The following is a 24320-nucleotide window of genomic DNA, read 5'->3' on the forward strand; positions in this document are numbered from 1 at the left end:
TATCTGTATCTGTATCTGTGAGCCTAACTTACGACTCTGTGAAACATTGTTGCTTTGTTGCTGTACTATTGAGAGAAATGAGAGTCATACTGTTACTTAAAATTAACTATCATTTCGTTGAATAAAATAAGTGTAGTACAGCTTAGCGAATTTGCTAGTATTTTGAGAAAATCAGGCTAAAGGTCGAGTTTAGACCGTAATTAAAATAGATTTTTATCACGTACAAGTTCTCGTGGTAAGCCATTTTTCACTCGATTGCCCACCCATTTACCGAGTCCAATGACATCGCTTTCTAGCATAACAATCACTTCGCCTTGACCACTTTGATCAAGGGGTCTCACATCTCTACCCATATACCATTCACGAGCATCATCAACTGAAAGATGCACCGTTTTTGTTTCATTACCGGTGGCTAGGGTCGTCGCGACTTGATGCTGCCAGCGGAATCCTTTTTTATGCGTTTCAGCAATTTTAATTCCCATGCGTGAGAATCGAAGTTCACCAATCATTGGTTCAAGTGCATTTGGGAAAAGCCACACATCCTTATCACGCAACCAAACTGAAGAGTCGGAAGGAAGATCAATATCCAGTGTTTTTGCTAGCTGATCACGGACATCCGATTGAATTTTCGCTGTCGCTTTTTCAAAAGGAAACTTACCCATTCTTTTTTTAACTTCAGGAGGAGTGACGCTGGATACTTTACGAATGCGAGCAACAAAGAAACCTTCGCTATCATAAATTTGTGGGAAAATGTGCAAGAAACCTTCTTCCGTTAATGCTGCTTCTGCATCATCAAAAAGGTTCGCCAGTGATTCAAACTCAACGGCATCACCAAAGGTTTGTTTTAAATGGTGACAAACATGTTGGTTCTCTTCCAAGCTCAAGGTACAGGTTGAATACACCATAATTCCACCTGTTTTTAAGGCGTGAAAGGCACTTTCAATTAAGTCTCTTTGGGTGTCACCAATCGCAATTACAGAATCACGACTCCAGTTCTTCATTGCATCAGGATCTTTTCGAATGGTACCTTCACCTGAACAAGGTGCATCAAGAAGAACCGCATCGAATTGCTCTGGTAGCCAACCGCCGAATACTCGACCATCAAAATTACTTAATGCGGCATTTCTAACACCACAACGTTCAATATTGGCGTGCAAGACTTTGACTCGGCTTGCTGAATATTCGTTGGCAACAAGTACGCCTTGATTCTTCATTAATGCGGCTACCTGAGTGGTTTTCGAACCCGGAGCCGCTGCCATGTCCAAGATCGCATTAAACTCGTCATCTTCTGCGTTAAACATTGCAGACGGTGGCATCATGGAACTTGCTTCTTGGATGTAAAAGAGTCCCGCCATGTGCTCTGCGGTATTTCCCAGTGGTACCGAAGTTTCATCAGCATCGATCCAAAATCCGGTATCGCACCAAGGAACTGGAGATAGGGTCCACTCTTTTTGACGTGCTCGCTCAATGAAATCTTCGACAGAAATTTTTAAAGTGTTAACACGAATACTTTTGCGGAGCGGTTTCTTACACGCAGAGATGAAATCTTCCATATTTAAATGGGACGGCATGATCGCTTCGATTTCACGAAGAAAATCGTCAGGCAGCTTTATATTTGGATGCAATTGAGTGTCTCTGAGTCTTTAACGGAATAGGGGATTTTAATTCAATTTTAGGTAGGACTAAACAAAAATGCAGCCGTTAAGCTGCATTTTCTGTTCATTTGTTCTAAGGCTTAGGGATAGCGGTTCGCCAGTTCGACCATTCTTCGTCAGCCTGTGGGTATAAGTAGAATGATTGACCCTCTTTTGCAATGGGTTGAAGCTGTTTCTGTTCCGGGGTAGAGAACGTAATCCCACCACGAACTAAACTGTCAACTGTGCCTGTTTTGATGTTAGCTCCGGATAAACCAATAGAAACATCAATCCCAGAGACATTCCAAAAGACGCTGTTGCTCCGAACTAAGTAGGCGTAATCCTTATCTATTTCGACTTCAGAGATAACACGATCGGCAAACTGGCCAAGCTGAACAGACGTTACTTTTCCAATGGGTATTTCTCGGTACAAAATAGGGGTACCAACTTTCACTGACCCACGGGTTTCACTTTGTAAGCTGAATGAAACTCCTGAATCTTCTGGTGGAGCAGAGCTTAACTCGAAGGAGTAGGCTGGCTTGCCATGACCTGGTTCTACTTTGATGTATTTCGTCACAAGAGACGATATATTCTTAATTCCGTCTAAACCAATTTCCGGTTCTGCGACCCAAAAATGGGAACCTGCTAGGGTAATATTGTTGACAAATTCAGGCAAAATACGAGCCGTCACTTCGACCTTACTCTTTTTGAATAGAGGGACAACTAAGGTCACTTCCCCTACGGTAACACCTTGGAATTTAATTGGCGTTCCTTTGGTTATTTCTTGCTGCCCGTTGGTCATTAATGTAATGACTCGGCCAAATTTTCTCGCATGTTTATAGCTGTTGTATAACTTCCAATTATCGCTGATCTTATTTTCGATACCGGGAAGTGAGTCAAATGCAATGCCACCTTGAATTAAACTTCTTAATGGTGCAGCTTTGATACTGATTCCTGACAAAGAGGCATCGACTTCAACGCCAGAACGGTTCCAAAATACAGTTTGATTAGTGATAAGGTGTTTATATTTGTTTTCAATTGTCGCCTTAATTTTTACACCACCATCTACGAGATAAAAATCCGACACACTGCCGACTTGAAGATTGCGATATAGTAATGGACTGTCTTTAGAAATAGAGGGCAGTTCAGTTGAAAACAGAGTAATACTTTGAGACCCCGATTGGTTGTATTTAGCCAATTCTGAGAGTGATTGGCTTTGATAAAGGGTATACGATTCTTGCTGTGTATCCGAGCCTTCACTGATAAAACTGATTGATCCACTCAGTAACTGTTTAGCTGGTGGAACGGTTATACTTAAACCCGATCCGGTTAGCTCAGCAGTTGCACTTCCAGTAATAAAGAATCGGTTTCTTGATTTGATTAAATGAGCATAATGGTTGTCGATGAGCGCGTCCATTGAGACATTTTTGTCGTTTAATCTTACTTCTATCACTGAACCGACGGCGATCCCTTTGTAAAGAATTCGTGTGCCAACTTCTAAGCCAAAAGAGCTATCCGCGGTGAGTTTTACCGAGATTGATTTTTCTTGTTGTTGGCTAAATTGAGTTTTTCTAATCGCCGTAAATTGACGAACTTGATCTCCCGCCCCAGGCACTATAGTTAGAAAGTTTCCTCGTACTAGGTTCGCGATGTTTTCAACGCCAGTGAGGGACACTTTCGCCTCTTCTAAGATGAATTTACTGCCAGCCGTTAGCATGTCGCTGAAAGCGGGTTCTATCGCTGCATTGGCAATAATTTGCTCGCGTTCATTGCTTAGTGAGAGGTTCGTAATCTGCCCAATCTCAATACCTCTGTACACAATAGGAGCACCAGTGGCACTGACTTTGTTTTCATCGGGTAGGGTGATTTGGATTGGGATACCACGGCCAGCGGTTTTTAGGTCTGGATACAGTTTGAATTGAGTATGCATGGTGACAGTCTCACCAGCATCTGGTGAGTCTACCGCTATAGAACCACCGAGTACGGCACTAAGGCTTTCTAATCGGACATCTATCCCATTAAAGCCAATGCTTGTTCCAATCCCACTCACATTCCAAAAGCGACTTTTAGTGGTAATGATATGACTAAACTCATCTTGAATAGAGGCTTGAATTAAGACAGATTCGGATTTTTCATCAAGCTTGTAACTAAACACTTCACCAATAGGAATTTTCTTATAAACAATTTTTGAACCAATGGAGATACCGCCAAGATCTTTTGATTTAAGCGTAACGTTTAATCCTTTTGCCGCTATCAGATCTGAGGGGGCAGATTCTAATGCCGTAAATACAGTCTCTTCTTTTGCATGAGAATCACTAGGTTGTATCGCGATATAGTTTCCAGAAACGAGCGCGTCTAAACCAGAAATACCTGAAAGCGAGGCAGTCGGTTTGACTAGCCAAAAACGAGTATCAGCATTGAGTAACTTTGTCGCTTCAGGATAAATGTCAGCATCGACATAAATCCGACTAAGATCTTCTGAAAGGGATATGTCTCGTATCATGCCGACTTCAAGACCTTGATAGCGAATCGTTGTCCTCCCTGCAACAAGACCTTGAGCGTTAGAGAAGTAAATCTGAATGCGTTGCCCAGCATCGTGAACCGCTTTAACCACTAACCAACCAGCAAGAAGCATAGTGATAATCGGTAGGATCCAAAGAGGGGATATCCCTTTACTCCTTTTTATATCAGGAGCATGTGACGTTTGGGATGTAGGTTGTTTATTCATTCACTGACTCATCTTTTGACGGGCGATTATAATTATCCCAGATTAATCTTGGGTCAATGCTCTCTGCGGCAAGCATAGTTAAGATAACGACTATACCAAAAGCGACAGCGCCATAACCGGGTGTAAAGTTAAGAATTTGGTCTCTATCAACTAATGTCATCATTATTGAAATTACAAATAAATCCATGACCGACCATTTACCGATCCATTTGACTGCAAAATAGATAATCATTCGTTGGCGGTGGTAAACGGAACGTTTAAATTGTATACATAACAATATATAAGCGAGCCCAAGAATTTTTATCACAGGCACTATGATACTTGCCACAAAAATGATGATCGCAATCCCATACATTTCATTCCGTACCAAGCCTGCGACCCCAGAAAAAATAGTGTCTTCTAATCTACGACCATTGGTTATTAGAATTGATATTGGAATTAAGTTCGCCGGAAAAATGGCTATCGAAGCAGCGATGACATAAGCCCACGTTTTTTGCAGCGAGTTCGGTTTTCTGTGGTGAAGCTTTTCGTGACAACGTTTGCACCTTTTTGCTGTAGGTTGCGAAAGATGGCAAGAATGACAATGTATCTCTTTATGCTTAAATTTATAATGGGTCTCTGACTGCCATACGTCCCAGTAGCGTTGTGTGCTGACCCGGCTGACAAGCAAAACGCTAAATAGTTGAAGAAACAGAAGACCAACTAATCCTGAACCAATATAAATGTCCGAATAATCTTGTAATTTAAAGCATGAGATTGCAATGCTGACTAAAAAAACATCTAACATCATCCAGTGCTTTAGTTTTTGAATACACAAAAGTGAATAACGTAAAACTCTAAACCAACGTAGTTTTAAACCTAGATGCGCGGTTAACACTGAAGAGCACACTAGGAAAGGAGCAATGGAGCTACAGAACAAAATGAGCAATGCAAGAGAAACAAATCCCTCTTTCATTAGAGTAATCATTCCAGAAGGCAATGTAGCCGGGATCATTACGCCGACAAGTCTAATGCTGATGAAGTCAAAAAAATGTGAAGGAATAAAAAGCAGTAAACAGGTAATAGCGATGGCGAGATCACCAGATAATGAAGGGGCCTCTCCGCTGTAGAGTAAAGTGCCGCATTGCGGGCAATAGGCACTTTTCCCTTTCTTAATCTCAACGATCTCGACAGGAAGCTCACACCCATGGCAGAGCTTCAGTTTAGTCGGAAGGGTAGATTGGTGAACTAGAGTACTCATGAATAAAAGCAACTCAATAAACAATTGTTGAGCTGTTTAAGCGTGAGACTGCACGCTTCCATATAGCGTTTGATACAAACCTTGCTGTCCAACCAATTCACCATGCGTCCCCGTCTGAGATACTTGACCATCTTCTAGTACGTAAATAATGTCGGCTTGTTTAACGGCTGACAGTCGATGAGCGACAATTAATGTCGTTCTATCTTTCAAGAAATCATTGAGTGCTTTATGCAAAGCCGCTTCTGTTGCGGTATCTAATGCCGATGTCGCTTCATCAAGAATAACAAATTGTGGATTACTTAAAACCATTCTTGCTATTGCGAGCCGCTGCCGTTGGCCGCCAGAAAGTCGAACGCCATTACGGCCAATTTGAGTATCTAAACCGTGGCTCAGTTGGCTAATTACATCATGCATTTGTGCTATCTCTAAAGCTCGCCATAAAGAGAGCTCATCGTACTCAGCACCAAGAGTCAGATTATGCCTTAAGCTGTCGTTAAATAGTATAGGTTGTTGTAATACAACGGCGATTTGGTCACGAATTATATTAAAGCCTATGTCTTCTGTTGACTCTCCGTTATAGCGAATTGTGCCTGAATTTGCGCTATATACACCAATTAAGAGCTGAATGAGTGTCGATTTTCCACCACCACTAGCACCGACTAGGGCGACTTTTTTTCCTGCGGGAATGGTTAAGTTTAAGTCGTTGAGTACTTTCAATTCGTCATTGTAAGAGAAGTTAATCATCTCAATGTCGATACTGACTTCACGATCATCTGTAAAAGGATTGACCTTAGATATTGGTCTTGCTTCTTCTTCTAGCTCTAAAAGAATGTTGATGCGATTAAGTGCCGCTTTAGCGCTATACCAAGAAAACTGAATGCCTAGCAGCTCTTGAACAGGTGAGAGCATAAACCACAAATAACCAAAAACAGCAAAAATTTGGCCTATGGTCAGGTCACTAAAGAGAACCATTAGCATTGCTACTGCGCGGAATAGTTCAAATCCAAGCAAAAAAAGTAGAAACGACACTCGTCCTGCTGCTTCCGATTGCCATGCATACTTGTCAGCATCGATTCGCACTTGATTCGCTTGCTCTTTTAACTGCTCTAAAAACTCCTTTTCGCGATTGGCTGCACGAAGTTGATAGATGCCGTCTAAGGTTTCGACAAGCCGATTTTGAAAAGTTTCAAAAGATTGGTTCTCTTTTTTCTTGAGGTGCTTGACCATGCCTCCCAATTTACGAGAAAAATAGATAACGATAGGGTTCACTAATAAAATAAACAGCCCAAGACGCCACTCAAGCCATAACAAAACGCCTGCAGTGCCAATGACAGTCAATAAACTAATAACAAATTTGCTTAAGGTAGAACCAATAAATTTATCAATCGTTTCAATATCAGTAATAAGATGGGCGTTGATGCCGCCACTTCCTTTAGTTTCGTACTGCCTAATGCTAATCCTACCTAGCTTATCGATCATCTTAGTTCGCATGTGGTAAGTAATGGTTTTAGACACTAACGTGAACTGCCTACTTTGCAGTATGTTGAATGCTTGGCTGAACCCTCGCATCAAAATGACAAGCAACAAGGTAAGAGCGATATAACCTGTAGGAGTTTGCATGGAAACGGGCAAGACAAGATTCATGTACTCTAGTCCACTTGCTGGGTTGTTTAGCAATACTTCATCAACCATGAGAGGCATCAGCAAAGGGATAGGGACACTAATAAGTGTTGCCAATAGAGCAATTGCGTTGGCAAACAGAAGCTTGGACTTGTGTTTTTTTACTTGAGTTATTAACCAAGAGCGGCTAATAGTATCATTTGAGTTGTTCATCTTGATGAGAATGAGTCCTATTAAGTTGTTGCATGGCATTCTACGTAGATCTGGCAATAATGGAAGTGTGGGATTTTTAATAAAAGGATAGTAAAGAGTACTATATGAAAATAGAACATTATGAACGCTTAACCAAACAGGCAGTCGCGTTAATAGAGTCAGAAAGTGATTTAATCGCTAATTTAGCGAACGTCAGCGCTCTTTTGAATATGGAGCTCGATGATCTTAATTGGGTAGGCTTTTACCTAATGAAACAAGATGAGTTGGTTTTGGGTCCATTTCAAGGATTACCCGCTTGTGTTCGTATTCCGGTTGGGCGAGGAGTGTGCGGAACCGCTGCGGCAACGAATACTGTTCAACGTATTTATGATGTCCACGAATTTGAAGGACATATTGCTTGTGATGCGGCAAGTAACTCAGAAATTGTTATTCCATTTTCAATTAATGGTAAAGTAGCCGGCGTTTTAGATATTGATAGTCCAAATATTGGTCGATTTAGTGAAGTTGATGAAGCTGGATTGACAAAATTGATGTCAGAAGTGGAAAACCTGCTCAATTCGCAGGCGAACAATGCATAAATTATTCTTTGACTGTGGTGTTTCGCTTGTAGGTCTCTATAATACGTAAAATATTTATCAGATTGCTCGCGGAATGACCGCATATAACCAGGAACCCACATGGAAAACACTGAAAAGTTAAAAAACAGCAAAGAAGTTATCGCATATGTTGCTGAATGTTTCCCTAAATGCTTTACTCTAGAAGGTGAAGCAAAACCACTTAAAATTGGTATTTTTCAAGATCTTGCTGAACGTTTAGCTGAAGATGAAAAAGTAAGTAAAACTCAGCTTCGTGCTGCTTTAAGACAGTACACGTCTTCATGGCGTTACCTTCACGGCGTAAAAGCTGGCGCAGTTCGTGTCGATCTTGACGGAAACGCATGTGGTGAACTTGAACAAGAACACGTTGATCATGCAAAAGAAGCGTTAGCAGAAAGCAAAGCTAAAGTGCAAGCTCGTCGTAAAGAGCAAGCTCAGAAAGCTCGTGAAGAAGGTAAAGCGAAACAGAAAGCGAAGAAAGCTCAACAGCCTCGTCGCCCTGCAACGCCAAAAGCTCCAAAAGTAGAAAAACCTGTTGAAACACGCGCGTTAAATGCTGATGAGTTCATCACTGGCAAAGAAGTGAATGTGAACATGGGTAAAGGAAACATGGCTGCGACCATTGTTGAAATCAATAAGGAAGATGTGCGTGTTCAACTTGCAAATGGCCTTCAAATGGTTGTGAAAGCGGAGCACTTGCGCGCATAAAGGAGATACTCCTACGCATGAAATGCCGTTCAAAATTGACACTGATTGCTGCTAGCTTATGGTTAGCAGCTTCAGCTCAGGCTCTTGAAGCCAAACTAGACCAAGATGACTTGCCTCTATTAGCTCCAGAAGTTCAACATGAAACTGCGAGCAAACGAGTAACTTCTCGTTTTACCCGTTCCCATTACAAACACTTCAATCTGAACGACGATTTCTCTCAAGCAATTTTTGATCGTTATGTAGAAATGCTCGACTACAATCGAAATATTTTTACTCAAGCAGATATGGACTCATTTACTGATTGGTCAAAACAACTGGATGATCAGCTAAAGTCAGGAAACAATCAAATTGCGTTCGATGTCTATAACCTTTCTATGCAAAAGCGTTTTGAACGTTTTAAATTTGCATTGTCAGTGCTTGATAACGAAATAAAATTTGATACTGATGACTTTATTGAACTTGACCGTTCTGACGCTACTTGGCCGAAAGATCAAGCCGAAGTCGATGAGTTATGGCGAAAACGAGTAAAATACGATGCGTTGAATCTTAAGCTAACGGGTAAAGAGTGGCCTGAGATTCAAGAAATGCTAGGTAAACGCTACAATAATGCAATGAAGCGTCTTACTCAATCTCATAATGAAGATGCATTTCAGCTTTATATGAATGCTTTCGCGCGTGAAGTTGACCCTCATACAAGTTACTTATCTCCTCGCAACGCAGAACAATTCCAATCTGAGATGAACTTATCTCTAGAAGGGATCGGCGCTGTTTTACAAATGACGGATGATTATACTGTTATTCGTTCTTTGGTTGCTGGTGGTCCAGCATCGAGTAGTAAACAACTCGGTGAAGGGGATCGCATCGTTGGCGTTGGACAAGATGGCGAAGAGATCGTAGATGTGATTGGGTGGCGTTTAGATGACGTTGTCCAATTAATCAAAGGACCAAAAGGTACAAAAGTTAATTTGCAGATTTTACCCGAAGGTAAAGATGCAAAAAGTAACGTTGTAACAATTGTCCGAGATAAGATTCGTTTAGAAGATAGAGCCGTAAAATCAGAGCTTATTGAGAAAGATGGTAAGAAAATTGGAGTGTTAGAAGTACCAAGTTTTTATGTTGGTCTTTCAAACGATACTGACAAACTTATTGTTGATCTTAAAAAGCAAAATGTAGATGGCATCATTGTTGATTTACGAAACAATGGTGGTGGTGCATTAACTGAAGCGACTGCTCTTTCTGGCTTGTTTATTGAAAGCGGACCTGCGGTTCAAGTTCGAGATAGCTACGGCCGTATCAATGTCAATAGTGATACCGATGGCAAGATTAGCTATCAAGGTCCTTTGACTGTGTTAGTGAATCGATACAGTGCTTCTGCTTCAGAAATCTTTGCTGCTGCAATGCAAGATTACGGACGAGCAATTATCTTGGGTGAAAACTCATTTGGTAAGGGTACCGTTCAACAACACCGTTCGTTGAATCATATTTATGATTTATTTGATAAAGAGTTGGGGTATGTTCAGTACACGATTCAAAAATTCTATCGAATCAACGGTGGCAGCACCCAAAACAAAGGTGTGATTCCGGATATTGCATACCCAACAGCGATCGAAGCCTCGGAAACGGGTGAGAGTGTAGAAGATAATGCGCTGCCTTGGGATAGTATCCCACCAGCAAAATACGATGTGTTACAGGGTAACACTGAGTTGATTTCAACACTGACTACGCAACATCAACAACGTATCGAAAAGGATATGGAGTTCAACTTTATCGCTCAAGATATTGCTAAGTATAAAGCTGAAAAAGACGATAATACTTTGTCTTTGAATGAAAAAGTACGAGTGGCAGAGAGTGATAAAGCGGATAAAATTCGTTTGGAAAGAATTAACTTACGTCAGAAAAGTGATAAGCAAGAAGCATACAAATCACTTGATGATGTTCCAAAAGATTATGAATCTCCAGATGTGTACCTAGACGAGTCCGTTGCGATTATGGTCGATATGCTAAAATTAGAGAGCACTGATTAAGTTCTAATTTATAGTCGTATACTTATCGATATCCAATAAAAAGCGAGCCTTGAGCTCGCTTTTTTCATAAATTCGCTGAAAGAAATAACGTGATTTAGATCAAATTTTTAGATTTATCGTATATCTCAACCTAAACTTAAAAGAAAAGTGAGGGATTGATTATGCGCTGGTTTTTAATGTTGCTTGTTTGCGTTGGTGCCAACTTTAGTATGGCCAATGACGTGTCAGAGAAAAATAAAGATTTAACTCAATTTGATATGCCTTTGCTACTTGGAGATTGGTATTTGATCAATCCAGATTCAAATAAATCGTCTGAAAATTTTTTAGCAATAAAGTTAACCTTAGAATCAAATTATTCATTCCAAATTGATATCCAGAAAAAAGATTACACCGTTGACCACTGGGAAGGGTTATTTGCCGCAAATGATGACACCATCATTCTTGGTTTGAACACATCTGAACCCCAAGTTTACAAGTATTCAAGTAACCATCATATGCTTAACTTGAACGGTGTCATGTTTACTAAAGCATTACCTAACGCTCTCGCTGGGATGTGGTCGAGTGAGCATTTAAGTGGCGATGATATATTAGCAAGTAATGTTAATAAAATGGATTTACTACTACAGCCTGATTTTGTATTCCAATTCAAAGTGTCTTCAGATGAAGGAAGTGAGGCCATTCATCGAGGTGTTTACTACACTGAAGGTGATAACTTAGTGTTGCTATATAAGAACGGTGAGCAGAACACAACATACCGACTTGATAGCGATAAACTGACATTAGAAAACGAAAACGGCGACATGTACGCAGTACTGAACCGCGTCAAATAAGCTAAAAATAATTCTATTACTAATATTAATATTTTTAGCCTTTAATATTAATCCTGGATGTAAATTCAGCAGCTAAACGGGGTATTTCCGCTAAATACCTCGTTTTTTTATTGCTAGGCTTGTTTTATGCCTCAACAAGTCGTAGAACTACTCTGTTAAAGATTCCCTTAAAAGTATTACGTACAAGGATTAAGACATGGCACACACCCCACAAGCCAAATACCGTAAAGATTATCAATCTCCATCTCATACTATTTCAGATCTTGATCTGACTTTCGACTTACATGATAACGCCACTTTAGTCACCGCTGTATCTCAAGTAAAACAGCAACTAGATAGCACAACGCTGAATCTAGAGGGTGACAATGTAGAGCTCAAATCTATCAGTGTTAACGGAGAAGAGTGGAGTGACTACACGATTCATCCTGCTTCGTTAGAGATTGCAAACTTACCGAGTGAGTTTGAGTTGGTGATTGTTACCTTGATTGATCCTGAAGCAAACAGTGCATTAGAAGGTTTGTATAAATCTGGCGGTGCGTTCTGCACCCAGTGTGAAGCTGAAGGCTTCCGTCGTATAACTTACTACATGGATCGCCCAGACGTATTAGCCAAATTTACGACAACGGTTATTGCTGATAAAGCGCAGTACCCATTCTTACTGAGTAATGGTAATCGAGTCGATGAAGGCGAAATCGAAGGTGGCCGCCACTGGGTTAAATGGCAAGATCCACATCCTAAACCTGCCTACTTATTTGCGCTTGTCGCTGGCGACTTTGATGTACTCCGCGATAAGTACACCACGAAATCAGGTCGTGATGTTGCACTAGAAATCTTTGTAGATAAAGGCAATCTAGATCGTGCTAGCCATGCAATGGTATCCTTGATTAACTCAATGAAATGGGATGAAGAGCGCTTCGACCTTGAATACGATCTTGATATTTACATGATCGTTGCTGTCGATTTTTTCAATATGGGCGCAATGGAGAACAAAGGATTAAATATCTTTAACTCCAAGTTTGTTCTAGCAAATAACCAAACCGCAACCGATGCCGATTACTTAGGTATTGAAGCCGTTATAGGTCATGAGTATTTCCACAACTGGACAGGAAACCGCGTTACCTGCCGTGATTGGTTCCAGCTCAGTTTGAAGGAAGGCTTAACCGTCTTTAGAGATCAAGAGTTCTCATCGGATCTTGGTTCTCGTGCTGTAAATCGAATCGGAAATGTTCGTACTATTCGTGGCCCTCAATTTGCTGAAGATGCGAGCCCAATGTCTCACCCAATTCGTCCAGAAAAAGTCATTGAGATGAATAACTTCTATACATTGACTGTGTACGAAAAGGGCAGCGAAGTCATCCGTATGATGCATACTTTACTTGGTGAAGTAGGTTTCCAAAAAGGGATGAAGTTATACTTTGAACGCCATGATGGCACCGCAGCAACATGTGAAGATTTCGTTGCGGCAATGGAGCAAGCAAGTGGTGTCGATTTAACTCAGTTCCGTTTGTGGTACAGCCAATCGGGTACGCCGACTCTTCGTGTTGAAAGTGACTATGATGCAGAAAACAAAACCTATTCATTAACGGTTGAGCAATCTACAGAAGCGACACATGAACAGAAAGAGAAACAAGCACTTCATATTCCATTCGATATTGAACTATATAGTGCAAGTGGCGAACCGATTACGCTACAGTGTAACGGTGAAAAAGTTCATAATGTGCTGGATGTTAAGCAAGATAAACAGACTTTCGTTTTTGAAAATGTAACAGAACAGCCGATTCCATCTCTATTAAGAGAATTCTCTGCGCCTGTTAAATTAGAATACGATTACTCTGATGATGAACTGATCTTCTTAATGGTTAACGCACGTAATGAGTTCGCTCGTTGGGATGCAAGCCAAATGCTGCTGGGTAAATACATTCGCACCAATATCGATAATATCCAGCAAGGCAAGGGTGTTGAACTGCCAGAGTCCGTCATCGATGCGTTCCGCGGCGTATTGCTGAATGAAGAACTAGAACCTGCCTTTATTTCAGAAGTATTAAGCTTACCAAATCACAACGAAGTCTCTGGTTGGTTTAAACAAGTGGATGTGGATGCGATTGCTACTGTCTTGAAAGAGATGAAAGTAACACTAGCTCAAAACTTGAATGATGAATTGTCAGCAACTTACCATAGCCTAAAACAAGATGAGTACACGATAGAACATGCTGCGATTGGCAAACGTTCATTACGTAATGCATGTTTGGCTTTCCTAGCAAATAATGAGAATGGTGATGCGTTAGTAGTAGAGCAGTACAACTCGGCTAACAACATGACTGACACGATTGCGGCAATGTCTGCAGCGAATGCAGCACAGTTACCTTGTCGTGAAACCTTGATGCAAGATTACAGTGACAAGTGGAAACATGATGGACTGGTCATGGACAAATGGTTTGCGCTTCAAGGGATGAACCCTGCATCTAATGCTTTAGATAATATTAAAGTGTCAATGGAACATTCAGCATTTAGCTTGAAAAACCCTAACCGTACTCGTAATTTGATTGGTTCGTTCTTGAATTTCAATGCGGTTCAATTTCATGCGAAATCAGGTGAAGGTTATCAATTTGCAGGAGAGATCCTACGCGAGTTAAATAGCAGTAATCCACAAGTTGCTTCGCGCCTTATTGATCCATTACTTAAGTACCGCCGCTATGATCAACAGCGCCAAGATTTGATCAAAGTGGAGCTTGAGAAATTAAAAGCAATGGATAATCTAGCAAAAGATTTGTTTGAAAAAGTAACGAAAGCACTAGAAGCTTAATTTGTTATTTTGATAAAGTGGTGGTGCACATTCAGTGTGCCACCTTTTTCATTTATAACGATTTAAAAATATCATGAACTATTACCATTTTTCACTAAACATCAGCTACCAAGCTTTTTTCTCTCACTACTCAGGCGCAGCAAGCACCGTGCAAGTTGTTACAGAAAATGGGTTGCGTTTGCAATTGCCAGCATCACGATTTCGCCCGTTTATTAGCCAAATTGGCCTTAAAGGACGCTTTAGACTAACAACTGACCAAAATAATAGGTTTATAAAGTTAGAAGCTCTGTGACCTTCAAGATTTTCAGAGAGTTAAATAGAATCTTAATCACATTATCAAACATTTCACCTCCTACCAGCCCCAAAACAATTAACTATTTATCAATAAAACTTTTACAATAAGATTAAGCATTACCTAAGCTAGATATGCAAATCTGGCGATCCCCTATAATAAAGATAAATCTAATTGTGGAGTATGAATATGACCGCGCGTGAAATTGTAGTGCCGGTTCTGCTTGAAAAAGTGTACCAACTTATTCAAGACAAACTCGAGCTTGCTCATCAGCCTTTAGTTACACATCTCGCTAAACATATGTTTAGTAATATTTCACAGGATGATTTAGTCCAAAGGAATGAATCTGATCTTTATGGTGCAATAATCAGCCTGTGGCATCATATCTCAGAAAAGAAAGCGGAAGACATTTCGGTACGGGTTTTCAATCCAACAGTAAGCCGCCAAGGTTGGCAGTCGACACATACTATTGTCGAAATTGTCGTTCCAGATAGTCCATTTCTTGTCGATTCTGTAAAGATGGCTCTCAACCGTCTTGATCTCTCTTCTCACCTGATGCTTCATGGTCCAACTCAACTTGATCGTACAAAGGATGGCGCAATTGTCGATGTGAATAATGGCAAAGGTGCTTTCCAATCTCTTTTTCATGTAGAAGTGGATAGATTGAGCAGCAAAGAAGAGATGACTCACCTTAAAAATGAGTTAATAGAAATTCTCAATGATACAGGTTTGGTGGTCAATGATTGGTTACTAATGGTTGAACGCCTAGAAGAAGTTACCAATCAAGTTGAAGCAAATAAATCGATTATTCCAATTGAGAGCGACCGTTTTGATGAAACAACCGCATTTATCCGTTGGTTAGGTGATCACAACTTTACTTTTATGGGGTACAAAGAGTACGACCTTGTTTCTGAAAATGGGGATACTCTTCTTAGACCAACAAAGGATAAAGGGTTAGGGTTATTTGCTAATCCAGATCGCGTAAGAAGTGTGAAGTTATCTGAATTCTCAGATTCTGCGCGTTTAGAAGCAAAGAAACCATTTTTGCTGATACTGACAAAAGGCAACACAGCTTCTCGTATACATCGTCCAGCTTACACCGATTATATTGGTATCAAAAAGTTTGATGAAAATGGCAAAGTGACAGGTGAGCACCGCTTCACTGGGCTGTATACATCAGCTGTTTATAACCAAGGTGTCGCAAGCATTCCACTGGTTCGTGAGAAAGTAAAACGTATTCTAGATGCGAGTCAATATCGTGATGGTTCGTACTCTTATAAAGCGCTTCACAATATTTTAGAAAACTATCCTCGTGATGAGCTTATCCAAGCAAAAGAAGAAGAGCTTCTTGAAGTCGGGATGGGCGTGGTTCAAATGCAAGATAGAGATATGTTGCGTTTGTTCGTACGTAAAGACCCGTTTGGTCGTTTCTTTAGTTGCATGGTTTACGTTACCAAAGACCGTTACAACACGGAACTTCGCCGCCAGACTCAACGCATTTTGAAGCAGTACTTTGGCTGTGAACAAGAAGTAGAATTTACGACTTATTTTTCAGAGAGCCCACTAGCGAGAACGCATTACATTGTTCGTGCAAACGAAAGCAATATCAATGTTGACGCAAAAACGATTGAGCAAAATCTAATGGAAGTATCTTCATCTTGGGACGATCGTTTATCCGATTCTATTGTTGCAAACTTCGGTGAAAGCAAAGGTTTACCGCTGTCCAAAGAGTACATGCGAGCTTTCCCACGTTCATACAAAGATGACATGATGCCAGGCTCTGCGGTTGCTGATATTGAAAGACTTGAAGCATTAAGTGAAGAGAATAAGTTGGGGATGCTGTTTTATCGTCCACAAGAAGAAACTGCAGACTCAAAAGCGGTGCGCTTGAAGCTGTTTTATCACAGTGATGAGCCAATCCACCTTTCAGACGTAATGCCAATGCTTGAAAACCTTGGTTTACGTGTTATCGGTGAGTCTCCATACGAAGTTAGAAAATCCAATGGTCGTACGTACTGGATCCTTGATTTCTCCATGCTTCATAAAAGTGAAGCAACCGTCGATCTTAGAGAAGCAAGAGATCGTTTCCAACAAGCATTCGCGGCAATTTGGTCTGGTGAGTTAGAGAGTGATGGATTTAACCGTTTGGTTCTTGGAGCGGGTCTAACTGGGCGTGAAATTTCAATTTTACGTGCTTATGCTCGCTATATGCGTCAAGTCGGCTTCCCATTCAGTCAGCAGTACATTGAAGAAACACTGTCTCATTATCCTAATCTGGCAAAAGGGTTAGTCGATCTTTTTGTTAAGCGTTTTGATCCAAAAGCGAAAGGTCGAATCAAAGGTCAAACCGATTTGATCGCGAAGATCACTGAGCAGCTTGATCACGTAGAAAGTCTCGATGATGATCGAATTATTCGTCGTTATATGGAGATGATTTCTGCCACGCTGCGTACCAACTACTACCAGTTGGATGAGAATAAACAGTCTAAACCTTGGCTCGCTTTAAAAATGAAGCCGAAAGATATCCCAGAAATTCCGGCACCTGTGCCAGAGTTTGAGATATTTGTGTACGCACCAGATATTGAAGGTGTTCACCTACGTGGAGGCAAGGTCGCACGTGGTGGTTTACGTTGGTCAGATCGCCAAGAAGATTTCCGTACTGAGATTCTAGGCTTAGTAAAAGCTCAACAAGTAAAAAATACCGTAATCGTACCCGTGGGTGCAAAAGGTGGCTTCGTTTGTAAACGTCAGCATAACTTCACTACTCGTGATGCGATTTTTGCAGAAGGTCAGCGCTGTTATAAACGATTCATTCGCGCACTTCTGGATGTTTCAGATAATATCATTGAAGGTGAGGTAAGCCCTCCGAAGAACGTGGTTCGTCATGATGAAGATGACCCGTATTTGGTTGTAGCCGCAGATAAAGGTACTGCTACATTCTCTGATTTAGCGAACTCAGTGTCAGAAGAGTACAATTTCTGGCTAGGTGATGCCTTTGCTTCTGGTGGATCTAATGGTTACGACCATAAAGCAATGGGTATTACTGCGAAAGGGGGCTGGGAGTCGGTTAAACGTCATTTCCGTGAAATGGGTATTGATTGCCAACAAACGGATTTCACCGCAATTGGTGTCGGTGATATGGCTGGGGACGTGTTTGGTAATGGCATGTTGCTATCGAAACATATTCGCATGCAAGCCGCGTTTAACCACATGCATATTTTCATTGACCCGAATCCCGAGTCGGCACCAAGTTGGGAAGAGAGAAACCGTCTGTTCAACCTGCCAAGGTCAAGTTGGGAAGATTACAATGCGGATCTCATCTCTAAAGGTGGTGGTATTTTCTCTCGTCGAGCTAAGTCTATCTCTCTGACTCCTGAGATCCAGAAGATGCTTGGTACGAAGAAAGGATCCGCAACGCCGAATGACTTGATCAAAATGATCTTGAAAATGAACGTTGATCTGCTTTGGAATGGGGGAATTGGTACTTATGTTAAGGCTTCCACTGAAACCCATACTGATGTAGGCGACCGCGCAAATGATTCGCTTCGTATCGATGGTAAAGATCTTAAAGCTAAGATTGTCGGAGAAGGCGGCAACTTGGGTATGACTCAGTTAGGTCGTATTGAATACGCTCTTACTGGCGGTCGTGTGAATACAGACTTTGTCGATAACGTTGGTGGCGTAGACTGTTCTGACAATGAAGTTAACATTAAGATCTTCTTGAATGGTTTAGTCTCAAATGGTGATATGACGGTTAAGCAGCGTAACCAAGTGCTTGAGTCAATGGAAGATGAAGTGGGTGAGATCGTTCTGGATGATGCTTACTGCCAGGCTGAATCAATCTCTGTGACGGAACATCAAGGGGTATCATTGGTGAAAGAGCAGATACGCTTTATTCACGCAATGGAGAAAGGGGGCTATCTAGATCGTGCTCTTGAGTACATTCCAGATGATGAGACATTACTTGAAAGAGAGAAGTTGGGCAAAGCGCTCACTCGACCAGAGCTTTCGGTTCTGATTGCTTATGGCAAAATGGTACTTAAAGAAGATCTTGTTTGTGATGAAATTGCAAAAGATGAGTTCCATTCGCAGCAATTAACTCAGTACTTCCCGACAGCGTTACGTCGTAACTATTTATCACATATGGATAACCATCCGTTACGTGCAGAAATTATAGCAACAGGTCTCGCCAACCAAATGGTTAATGAGATGGGCTGCAATTTTGTCACTCGTTTGCAAGAGGAGACAGGGGCGACTATTGCCGACATTGCGAATTCTTATGCCGCTGCGCGTGAAATATTTGGTTTGGGTGAGGTTCTTAAGAACTTACGACAGTTAGATAACCAAGCGGAATCAACGGCACAATATGATTTAATGTTTTATGTTCGTCGTACACTTCGCCGTTTATCTCGTTGGTTACTACGAAATAGAACAGGTAAGCTATCAGTTAAAGAACTCATTGCTCTTTATCAAAATGATGTCGATACCATTGTTGATAAGCTTGATGACTTACTGGTTCCTAATGAAGTTGCAGAACATAATGAGTTAGCGAAGTCATGGATTGATCGCGGTATTGATGCTGAACTTGCTAATTATGTTGCAAGATTGTCTAGTTTATACTCAGCACTGGATATATCCACAGTGTCCCGTGAAAAAGGCAAAACAGTCGTTCAAGCGGCTAAGTTGTACTTTAACTTGGGTGACAGACTTTCACTTCACTGGTTCTTGAAGCAAATTAACGGTCAAGGCGTGGATAATAACTGGCAAGCACTTGCAAGAGCTGCCTTCCGAGAAGACTTAGATTGGCAACAACGCCAATTAACGGGACAAGTTCTGAGTTGTGGTTGCGCGCCAGAAGATCTTGATGTGATGAAGGCGCTTGATGAGTGGATTGACGCGAATTCAATTTCTCTTCATCGCTGGGAGAGCATCTTAAATGAGTTCAAAGTCGGTTCTGTTCATGAATTTGCTAAATTTTCCGTCGCTTTACGGGAATTGATGTTATTAAATTTGAATTGTTCGGCAAATGAGTAAATAATACAGCCCCGTTTATACGGGGCTTTTTATTATCGGAGGCACAATGCTCTACCGTCTTGCCAGAAGTGGCTTTTTCCAACTTGATGCCGAAAAGGCACATGATCTTGCAATCCAAAATCTTCAACGCTTTACCGGCACACCTATTGATCTTTTTTATCGTCAACAACTACCTCAACGTTCAGTTGAATGCATGGGACTTACTTTTAAGAACCCTGTAGGGCTAGCGGCTGGCTTAGATAAAAATGGCGAATGTATCGATGCTTTCGGTGCAATGGGCTTTGGTTTCATTGAAGTCGGCACGGTTACTCCTCTTCCTCAACCGGGCAATGATAAACCACGTATGTTCCGCCTTGTTGAAGCGGAAGGTATCATCAATCGTATGGGCTTTAATAATCTTGGCGTAGATGTACTCGTCGAGAATGTTAAGCGTTCAAATTACGATGGCGTACTTGGGATTAACATTGGTAAAAACAAAGATACACCAATCGAAAAGGGTAGCGATGATTACCTAATTTGTATGGAAAAAGTGTATCAGTACGCAGGCTATATTGCGGTAAACATCTCTTCACCAAATACTCCTGGTCTTCGTTCTCTTCAATATGGAGAGGCTCTTGATGAATTGCTTTCAGATCTAAAAGTGAAACAATCAGAGTTAGAACAGAAACATGGTAAGTATGTACCTCTTGCATTGAAAATTGCACCAGATTTGAGTGATGATGAAATTAGTCAGATTTGCCAATCTCTGATCAACAATAAGATCGATGGTGTTATCGCAACCAACACCACTCTTGATCGTTCGATAGTCGAAGGCATGAAGTTTTCAAATGAAGCGGGCGGTTTAAGTGGACGTCCTGTTCAATCGCGCAGTACTGAAGTCGTTCGTAAGCTTCATGAAGAGCTTGGCGATAAACTCCCAATTATCGGAGTAGGTGGTATCGACTCTTATGTTGCAGCAAAAGAGAAGATGATGGCTGGCGCTAAACTCGTACAGGTTTACTCAGGTTTCATCTATAAAGGTCCAGGTTTAGTACGAGATATCGTTAAAAATCTATAAATTTATTAAATTGCAATAAGTTACTGGGTCGTTTTAAGCATAGAAGGGGGAATGATTTCCCCTTTTTTTTTTCGCTTTGCTTTGTAAAATTGTATTTGTTGAAGAAATAGCAGTGGTGCTTTTTTTTAATTCCTACGTTTATCTTGAAGATATGAGACAAAGTAATGTTGAAACCGAGCGATACATGGAAGTGGTATTTTGAAGACGAGAGCTCTAGCTTAATGCTAGATCTCGGTCAAAATATGCTGTTTCAAACAAACTTGGTTCGTAAACTATTGGTTGACTGTGCAATTGGAAATAATGAATTCACAGTTGATGATGCCTCTGCTTTTCAAACATACAAAGAACAAATCCAATATTTAGGCTTAAGCGAACCTCGCCAAGCCGAACTTACCTTATATTGCGTGGCAGCTAAACGTTTCCATAAACCAGTACAACCTAAGAGCTGGTTCTTCGATTATCAAGGCGAAGGCTATCAGCCTTGTGAAGGTGATATTATTAGCTTGGTCAATGAGAACGGGCAAGGACACTTCATCGTTCTAGAGGTAGGGGATAACGCTAGCCTGTGTATATCGGTAGAGCGTGACTCATTTATGCTTACTTCATCCAAAATGCTCAATTTTGGTGATTCTATTAAAGTGATGCATGACCGCATGGCATGTGCAAATCATATACTAGCATCTAATCACATTGCATTAGTCGGCTAACAACCCCTTAATGCCCAGCACCTTGATGTCCAACACAGTTTAATTCCCACTACATAGCTAGTTATCAGCCTCCTTCTGCTATAACTCAATTATTCACGTCACCATTCCGTTAAATACTCCTTCCTTGAATAACTCCATTAAATTCGCCCGTAAATTCTTGTAAAAAATAGGCTTAATGGGTGGGGGAGATTAACAGATATTCTCCGTCTTAATGAAAATGTCAATAAATAAACCAGCTAGCCTATATGTCTTAGATGTAATATAAGGTGTTACTAGCGACAAGAATGCCTATTAATCAATCAACATATCTACCCTGTATGTGTCTTACTAATGATACGTATACAGAAAATGAAATTATTTTTCTCTCGTTGTGACACTTTCAAGCACTGCATATCCTCCTTAATGCCAATATTATTCCCTGTTTATGAAAATTTGTAGCTAAATTTCACCTTAAAAACCAATCTGGTATAGTCCAAAACTAGCGCGAATAAGTATTCACTATCAATAAACCCCTTTGTTTATGGTGCTGATTCAAGAGTGCTGAGTTTTCGAATGAAAATGTCGATAGAGAAGCTAAGCTGGTGGTTTGATGAGCATTTGAGCGGTTTTAGAAAGAAAAGAATCAGTTAGTTTGATGAATCCTCTGCAATCTCAGGTATAATCAAGCTCATTTTTTTATTAATAAAAGAACACTATGAATCAATATCTAGCGGTTACCTCAAACGGCCTTGAGAACCTATTAGTTGAAGAACTAAAGCAATTAGGGATCTCTGACCCAAAACCGGTTCAAGCCGGTGTGAAATTTAAAGCAACGAATGAACAGATCTATCGTTGCTGTTTGTGGAGTCGTTTAGCATCTAGATTTGTACGTGTTTTGTCTGAATTCACTTGCCAAGATGATATGGATTTGTACTTGTCATCAACATCAGTGAACTGGGTGAATCACTTCCACAGTTCAAAACGATTTGTTGTTGATTTCAACGGGACAAATAATGAGATTCGTAATAGTCAATACGGCGCAATGAAAGTAAAAGATGCGGTTGTTGATTGCTTCGAAAAGAAAGGCTTACCTCGTCCTTCGATCAGTAAAGATCAGCCAGATCTTCGTATTCATGTGCGTTTACACCGTGATAAAGCTTTGATTGGTATTGATATGGTGGGGAGTGGTCTTCATCAGCGTGGTTACCGCCCAGAGTCTGGCCGAGCGCCTTTACGTGAAACGCTTGCAGCTGCCGTTATTCTACGTAGTGGCTGGGATGCAACGAAACCTTTCTTAGACCCTATGTGTGGTTCTGGTACGTTGGTCATTGAAGCTGCGATGATGGCAGCGAATATGGCACCAGGTGTTAAGCGCCAATCTTGGGGCTTCCAAGCTCTAGAAGATTTTGAGCCAGAAACATGGGCAGAAGTAAAATCTGAAGCAAGCGTACAAGCTCGCCGTGGTGTTAAGAAGGTAGAATGCAAATTCTATGGCGTAGATAACGATCCGCGCGTTTTACAAACTGCGCGTGATAATGCTCGTCGTGCTGGTGTAGAGAGCCTTATTGAATTTACGTTGGGTGATGCGGCTCAACTTAAGAAGCCTGCTGAATTTAACAATGGTGTGATTGTTTCAAATCCACCATATGGTGAACGTTTGGGTACAGCTCCTGGCCTTATTGCGCTTTACACTGCGTTTGGTGCGCAACTGAAATCAGAGTTTGGTGGTTGCCAAGCATCAATTTTCTCAAGTAATGATGAGCTGCTTAGTTGCTTACGCATGCGAGCTGAAAAACAGTATAAATTGAATAACGGTGCGTTACCGTGTCACCAAAAGAACTATTCAATCTCAGATCGCCCGATGTCAGAACGTCCGGAAGCTGATCAACAGACCGTTGTCGCTCCTGACTTTGCTAACCGTTTAAAGAAAAACATTGGTAAAATAGGCAAGTGGGCACGTAAAGAGAAACTGGATTGCTACCGAATCTATGATGCAGATTTACCTGAGTACAATGTCGCTATTGATGTATACCCAGGTTACCTTGTGATCCAAGAGTATGCGGCGCCGAAAGATGTACCTGAAGAGAAAGCAAAACGCCGTTTAACCGACATCATTCGAGCAAGCATTCAAGTGACAGGTGTGGATGCAAATAACGTTGTACTTAAAGTTCGTGAAAAACAGAAAGGACGTTCGCAATACCAAAAATTGGCTCAGCAGTCGTCTAAGATGGAAGTCAACGAATACGGCGTTAAGCTTATCGTTAATCTAACAGACTATCTTGATACAGGTCTGTTCCTTGATCATAAGTTGACACGTCGTAAGCTAGGTGAGTTAGCAGCGGGTAAAGATTTCCTAAACTTGTTCGCGTACACAGGCTCTGCAACAGTTCATGCTGCATGTGGTGGTGCTAAATCAACGACAACTATTGATATGTCGAACACTTATTTAGATTGGGCGAAAGAGAACCTTGCGCTGAACGGTCAATCAGGTAAGCAACATAAGTTTGAGCAAGCAGACTGCCTACAGTGGTTAGCGAAGGCGACAGATAAATTCGATCTTATTTTTATCGATCCGCCAACGTTCTCTAACTCAAAGCGTATGGAGCAATCTTTCGATATTCAGCGTGATCATATTATGCTGATGGAGAACTTAAAACGTATCTTGAATGAGCAGGGGACGATTGTTTTCTCTAATAACAAACGTCACTTCAAAATGGATTTAGATGCGTTGAAAGAGTTAGGCTTGTCTGCTCGTAATATTTCACACCAAACCTTACCACTAGATTTCTCACGTAATAAGCACATTCACAATTGCTGGGTGATTACGCACAGTGATGCTGCTCAAGGTTAATTAA

Annotated in this window: 14 protein-coding genes; 10 read left to right on the top strand and 4 right to left on the bottom strand. The window is 41.0% G+C overall.

What is annotated here, in order from left to right:
* Nucleotides 1-200: 200 nt before the first annotated feature.
* From rsmF to FCV43_RS13015, 4 genes are all read right to left on the bottom strand, one after another.
* A complete protein-coding gene (gene rsmF, locus FCV43_RS13000; protein WP_136995438.1) occupies nt 201-1625 on the bottom strand; it encodes a 16S rRNA (cytosine(1407)-C(5))-methyltransferase RsmF in 1425 nt (474 codons plus the stop codon).
* A gap of 103 nt (nt 1626-1728) precedes the next feature.
* Nucleotides 1729-4362 (bottom strand): PqiB family protein, encoded by a 2634-nt coding sequence (locus tag FCV43_RS13005; RefSeq protein WP_136995439.1) that lies wholly within the window; start codon nt 4360-4362, stop codon nt 1729-1731.
* Nucleotides 4355-5602, bottom strand: coding sequence for a paraquat-inducible protein A (locus FCV43_RS13010; protein WP_029203477.1), 1248 nt, complete (start codon nt 5600-5602; stop codon nt 4355-4357). The genes FCV43_RS13005 and FCV43_RS13010 overlap by 8 nt, the downstream gene beginning before the upstream one ends.
* Nucleotides 5603-5638: 36 nt before the next feature.
* Nucleotides 5639-7435 carry an ABC transporter ATP-binding protein gene (locus FCV43_RS13015; protein ID WP_136995440.1) on the bottom strand — a complete coding sequence of 599 codons (1797 nt, stop codon included), beginning with the start codon at nt 7433-7435 and terminating at the stop codon, nt 5639-5641.
* Nucleotides 7436-7539: 104 nt separating this feature from the next.
* Here FCV43_RS13015 and FCV43_RS13020 point away from each other — a divergent pair, with 104 nt between their 5' ends.
* The 10 genes from FCV43_RS13020 to rlmKL all read left to right on the top strand — a co-directional run bounded on the left by FCV43_RS13020 (nt 7540) and on the right by rlmKL (nt 24316).
* Entirely contained in the window at nt 7540-8013 is a 474-nt protein-coding gene (locus FCV43_RS13020) for a GAF domain-containing protein (protein ID WP_017053636.1), read from the top strand.
* Between the two features lie 99 nt (nt 8014-8112).
* Nucleotides 8113-8739, top strand: coding sequence for an RNA chaperone ProQ (proQ, locus tag FCV43_RS13025; RefSeq protein WP_017053637.1), 627 nt, complete (start codon nt 8113-8115; stop codon nt 8737-8739).
* A gap of 17 nt (nt 8740-8756) precedes the next feature.
* Entirely contained in the window at nt 8757-10763 is a 2007-nt protein-coding gene (gene prc / locus FCV43_RS13030; protein WP_017053638.1) for a carboxy terminal-processing peptidase, read from the top strand.
* A 209-nt stretch (nt 10764-10972) separates the two neighbouring features.
* A complete protein-coding gene (locus FCV43_RS13035; protein ID WP_431188294.1) occupies nt 10973-11593 on the top strand; it encodes a hypothetical protein in 621 nt (206 codons plus the stop codon).
* Between the two features lie 196 nt (nt 11594-11789).
* The gene (gene pepN, locus FCV43_RS13040; RefSeq protein ID WP_136995442.1) at nt 11790-14396 is read left to right on the top strand and encodes an aminopeptidase N; all 2607 of its coding nucleotides are present in this window, start codon (nt 11790-11792) and stop codon (nt 14394-14396) included.
* A 73-nt stretch (nt 14397-14469) separates the two neighbouring features.
* Nucleotides 14470-14688 (top strand): DUF2835 domain-containing protein, encoded by a 219-nt coding sequence (locus FCV43_RS13045; protein ID WP_136995443.1) that lies wholly within the window; start codon nt 14470-14472, stop codon nt 14686-14688.
* 189 nt (nt 14689-14877) lie between these two features.
* Nucleotides 14878-19722: an NAD-glutamate dehydrogenase gene (locus FCV43_RS13050; RefSeq protein ID WP_136995444.1), complete on the top strand. Its 4845-nt coding sequence runs from the start codon at nt 14878-14880 to the stop codon at nt 19720-19722.
* Between the two features lie 46 nt (nt 19723-19768).
* Nucleotides 19769-20779 carry a quinone-dependent dihydroorotate dehydrogenase gene (gene pyrD / locus FCV43_RS13055; protein WP_113796658.1) on the top strand — a complete coding sequence of 337 codons (1011 nt, stop codon included), beginning with the start codon at nt 19769-19771 and terminating at the stop codon, nt 20777-20779.
* A gap of 164 nt (nt 20780-20943) precedes the next feature.
* Entirely contained in the window at nt 20944-21486 is a 543-nt protein-coding gene (locus FCV43_RS13060) for a cell division protein ZapC (RefSeq protein ID WP_017053644.1), read from the top strand.
* A 694-nt stretch (nt 21487-22180) separates the two neighbouring features.
* Nucleotides 22181-24316: a bifunctional 23S rRNA (guanine(2069)-N(7))-methyltransferase RlmK/23S rRNA (guanine(2445)-N(2))-methyltransferase RlmL gene (gene rlmKL, locus FCV43_RS13065; RefSeq protein WP_136995445.1), complete on the top strand. Its 2136-nt coding sequence runs from the start codon at nt 22181-22183 to the stop codon at nt 24314-24316.
* Nucleotides 24317-24320: the final 4 nt, after the last annotated feature.

The organism is Vibrio genomosp. F6 (assembly GCF_005146325.1).
Lineage (GTDB): Bacteria > Pseudomonadota > Gammaproteobacteria > Enterobacterales > Vibrionaceae > Vibrio > Vibrio cortegadensis.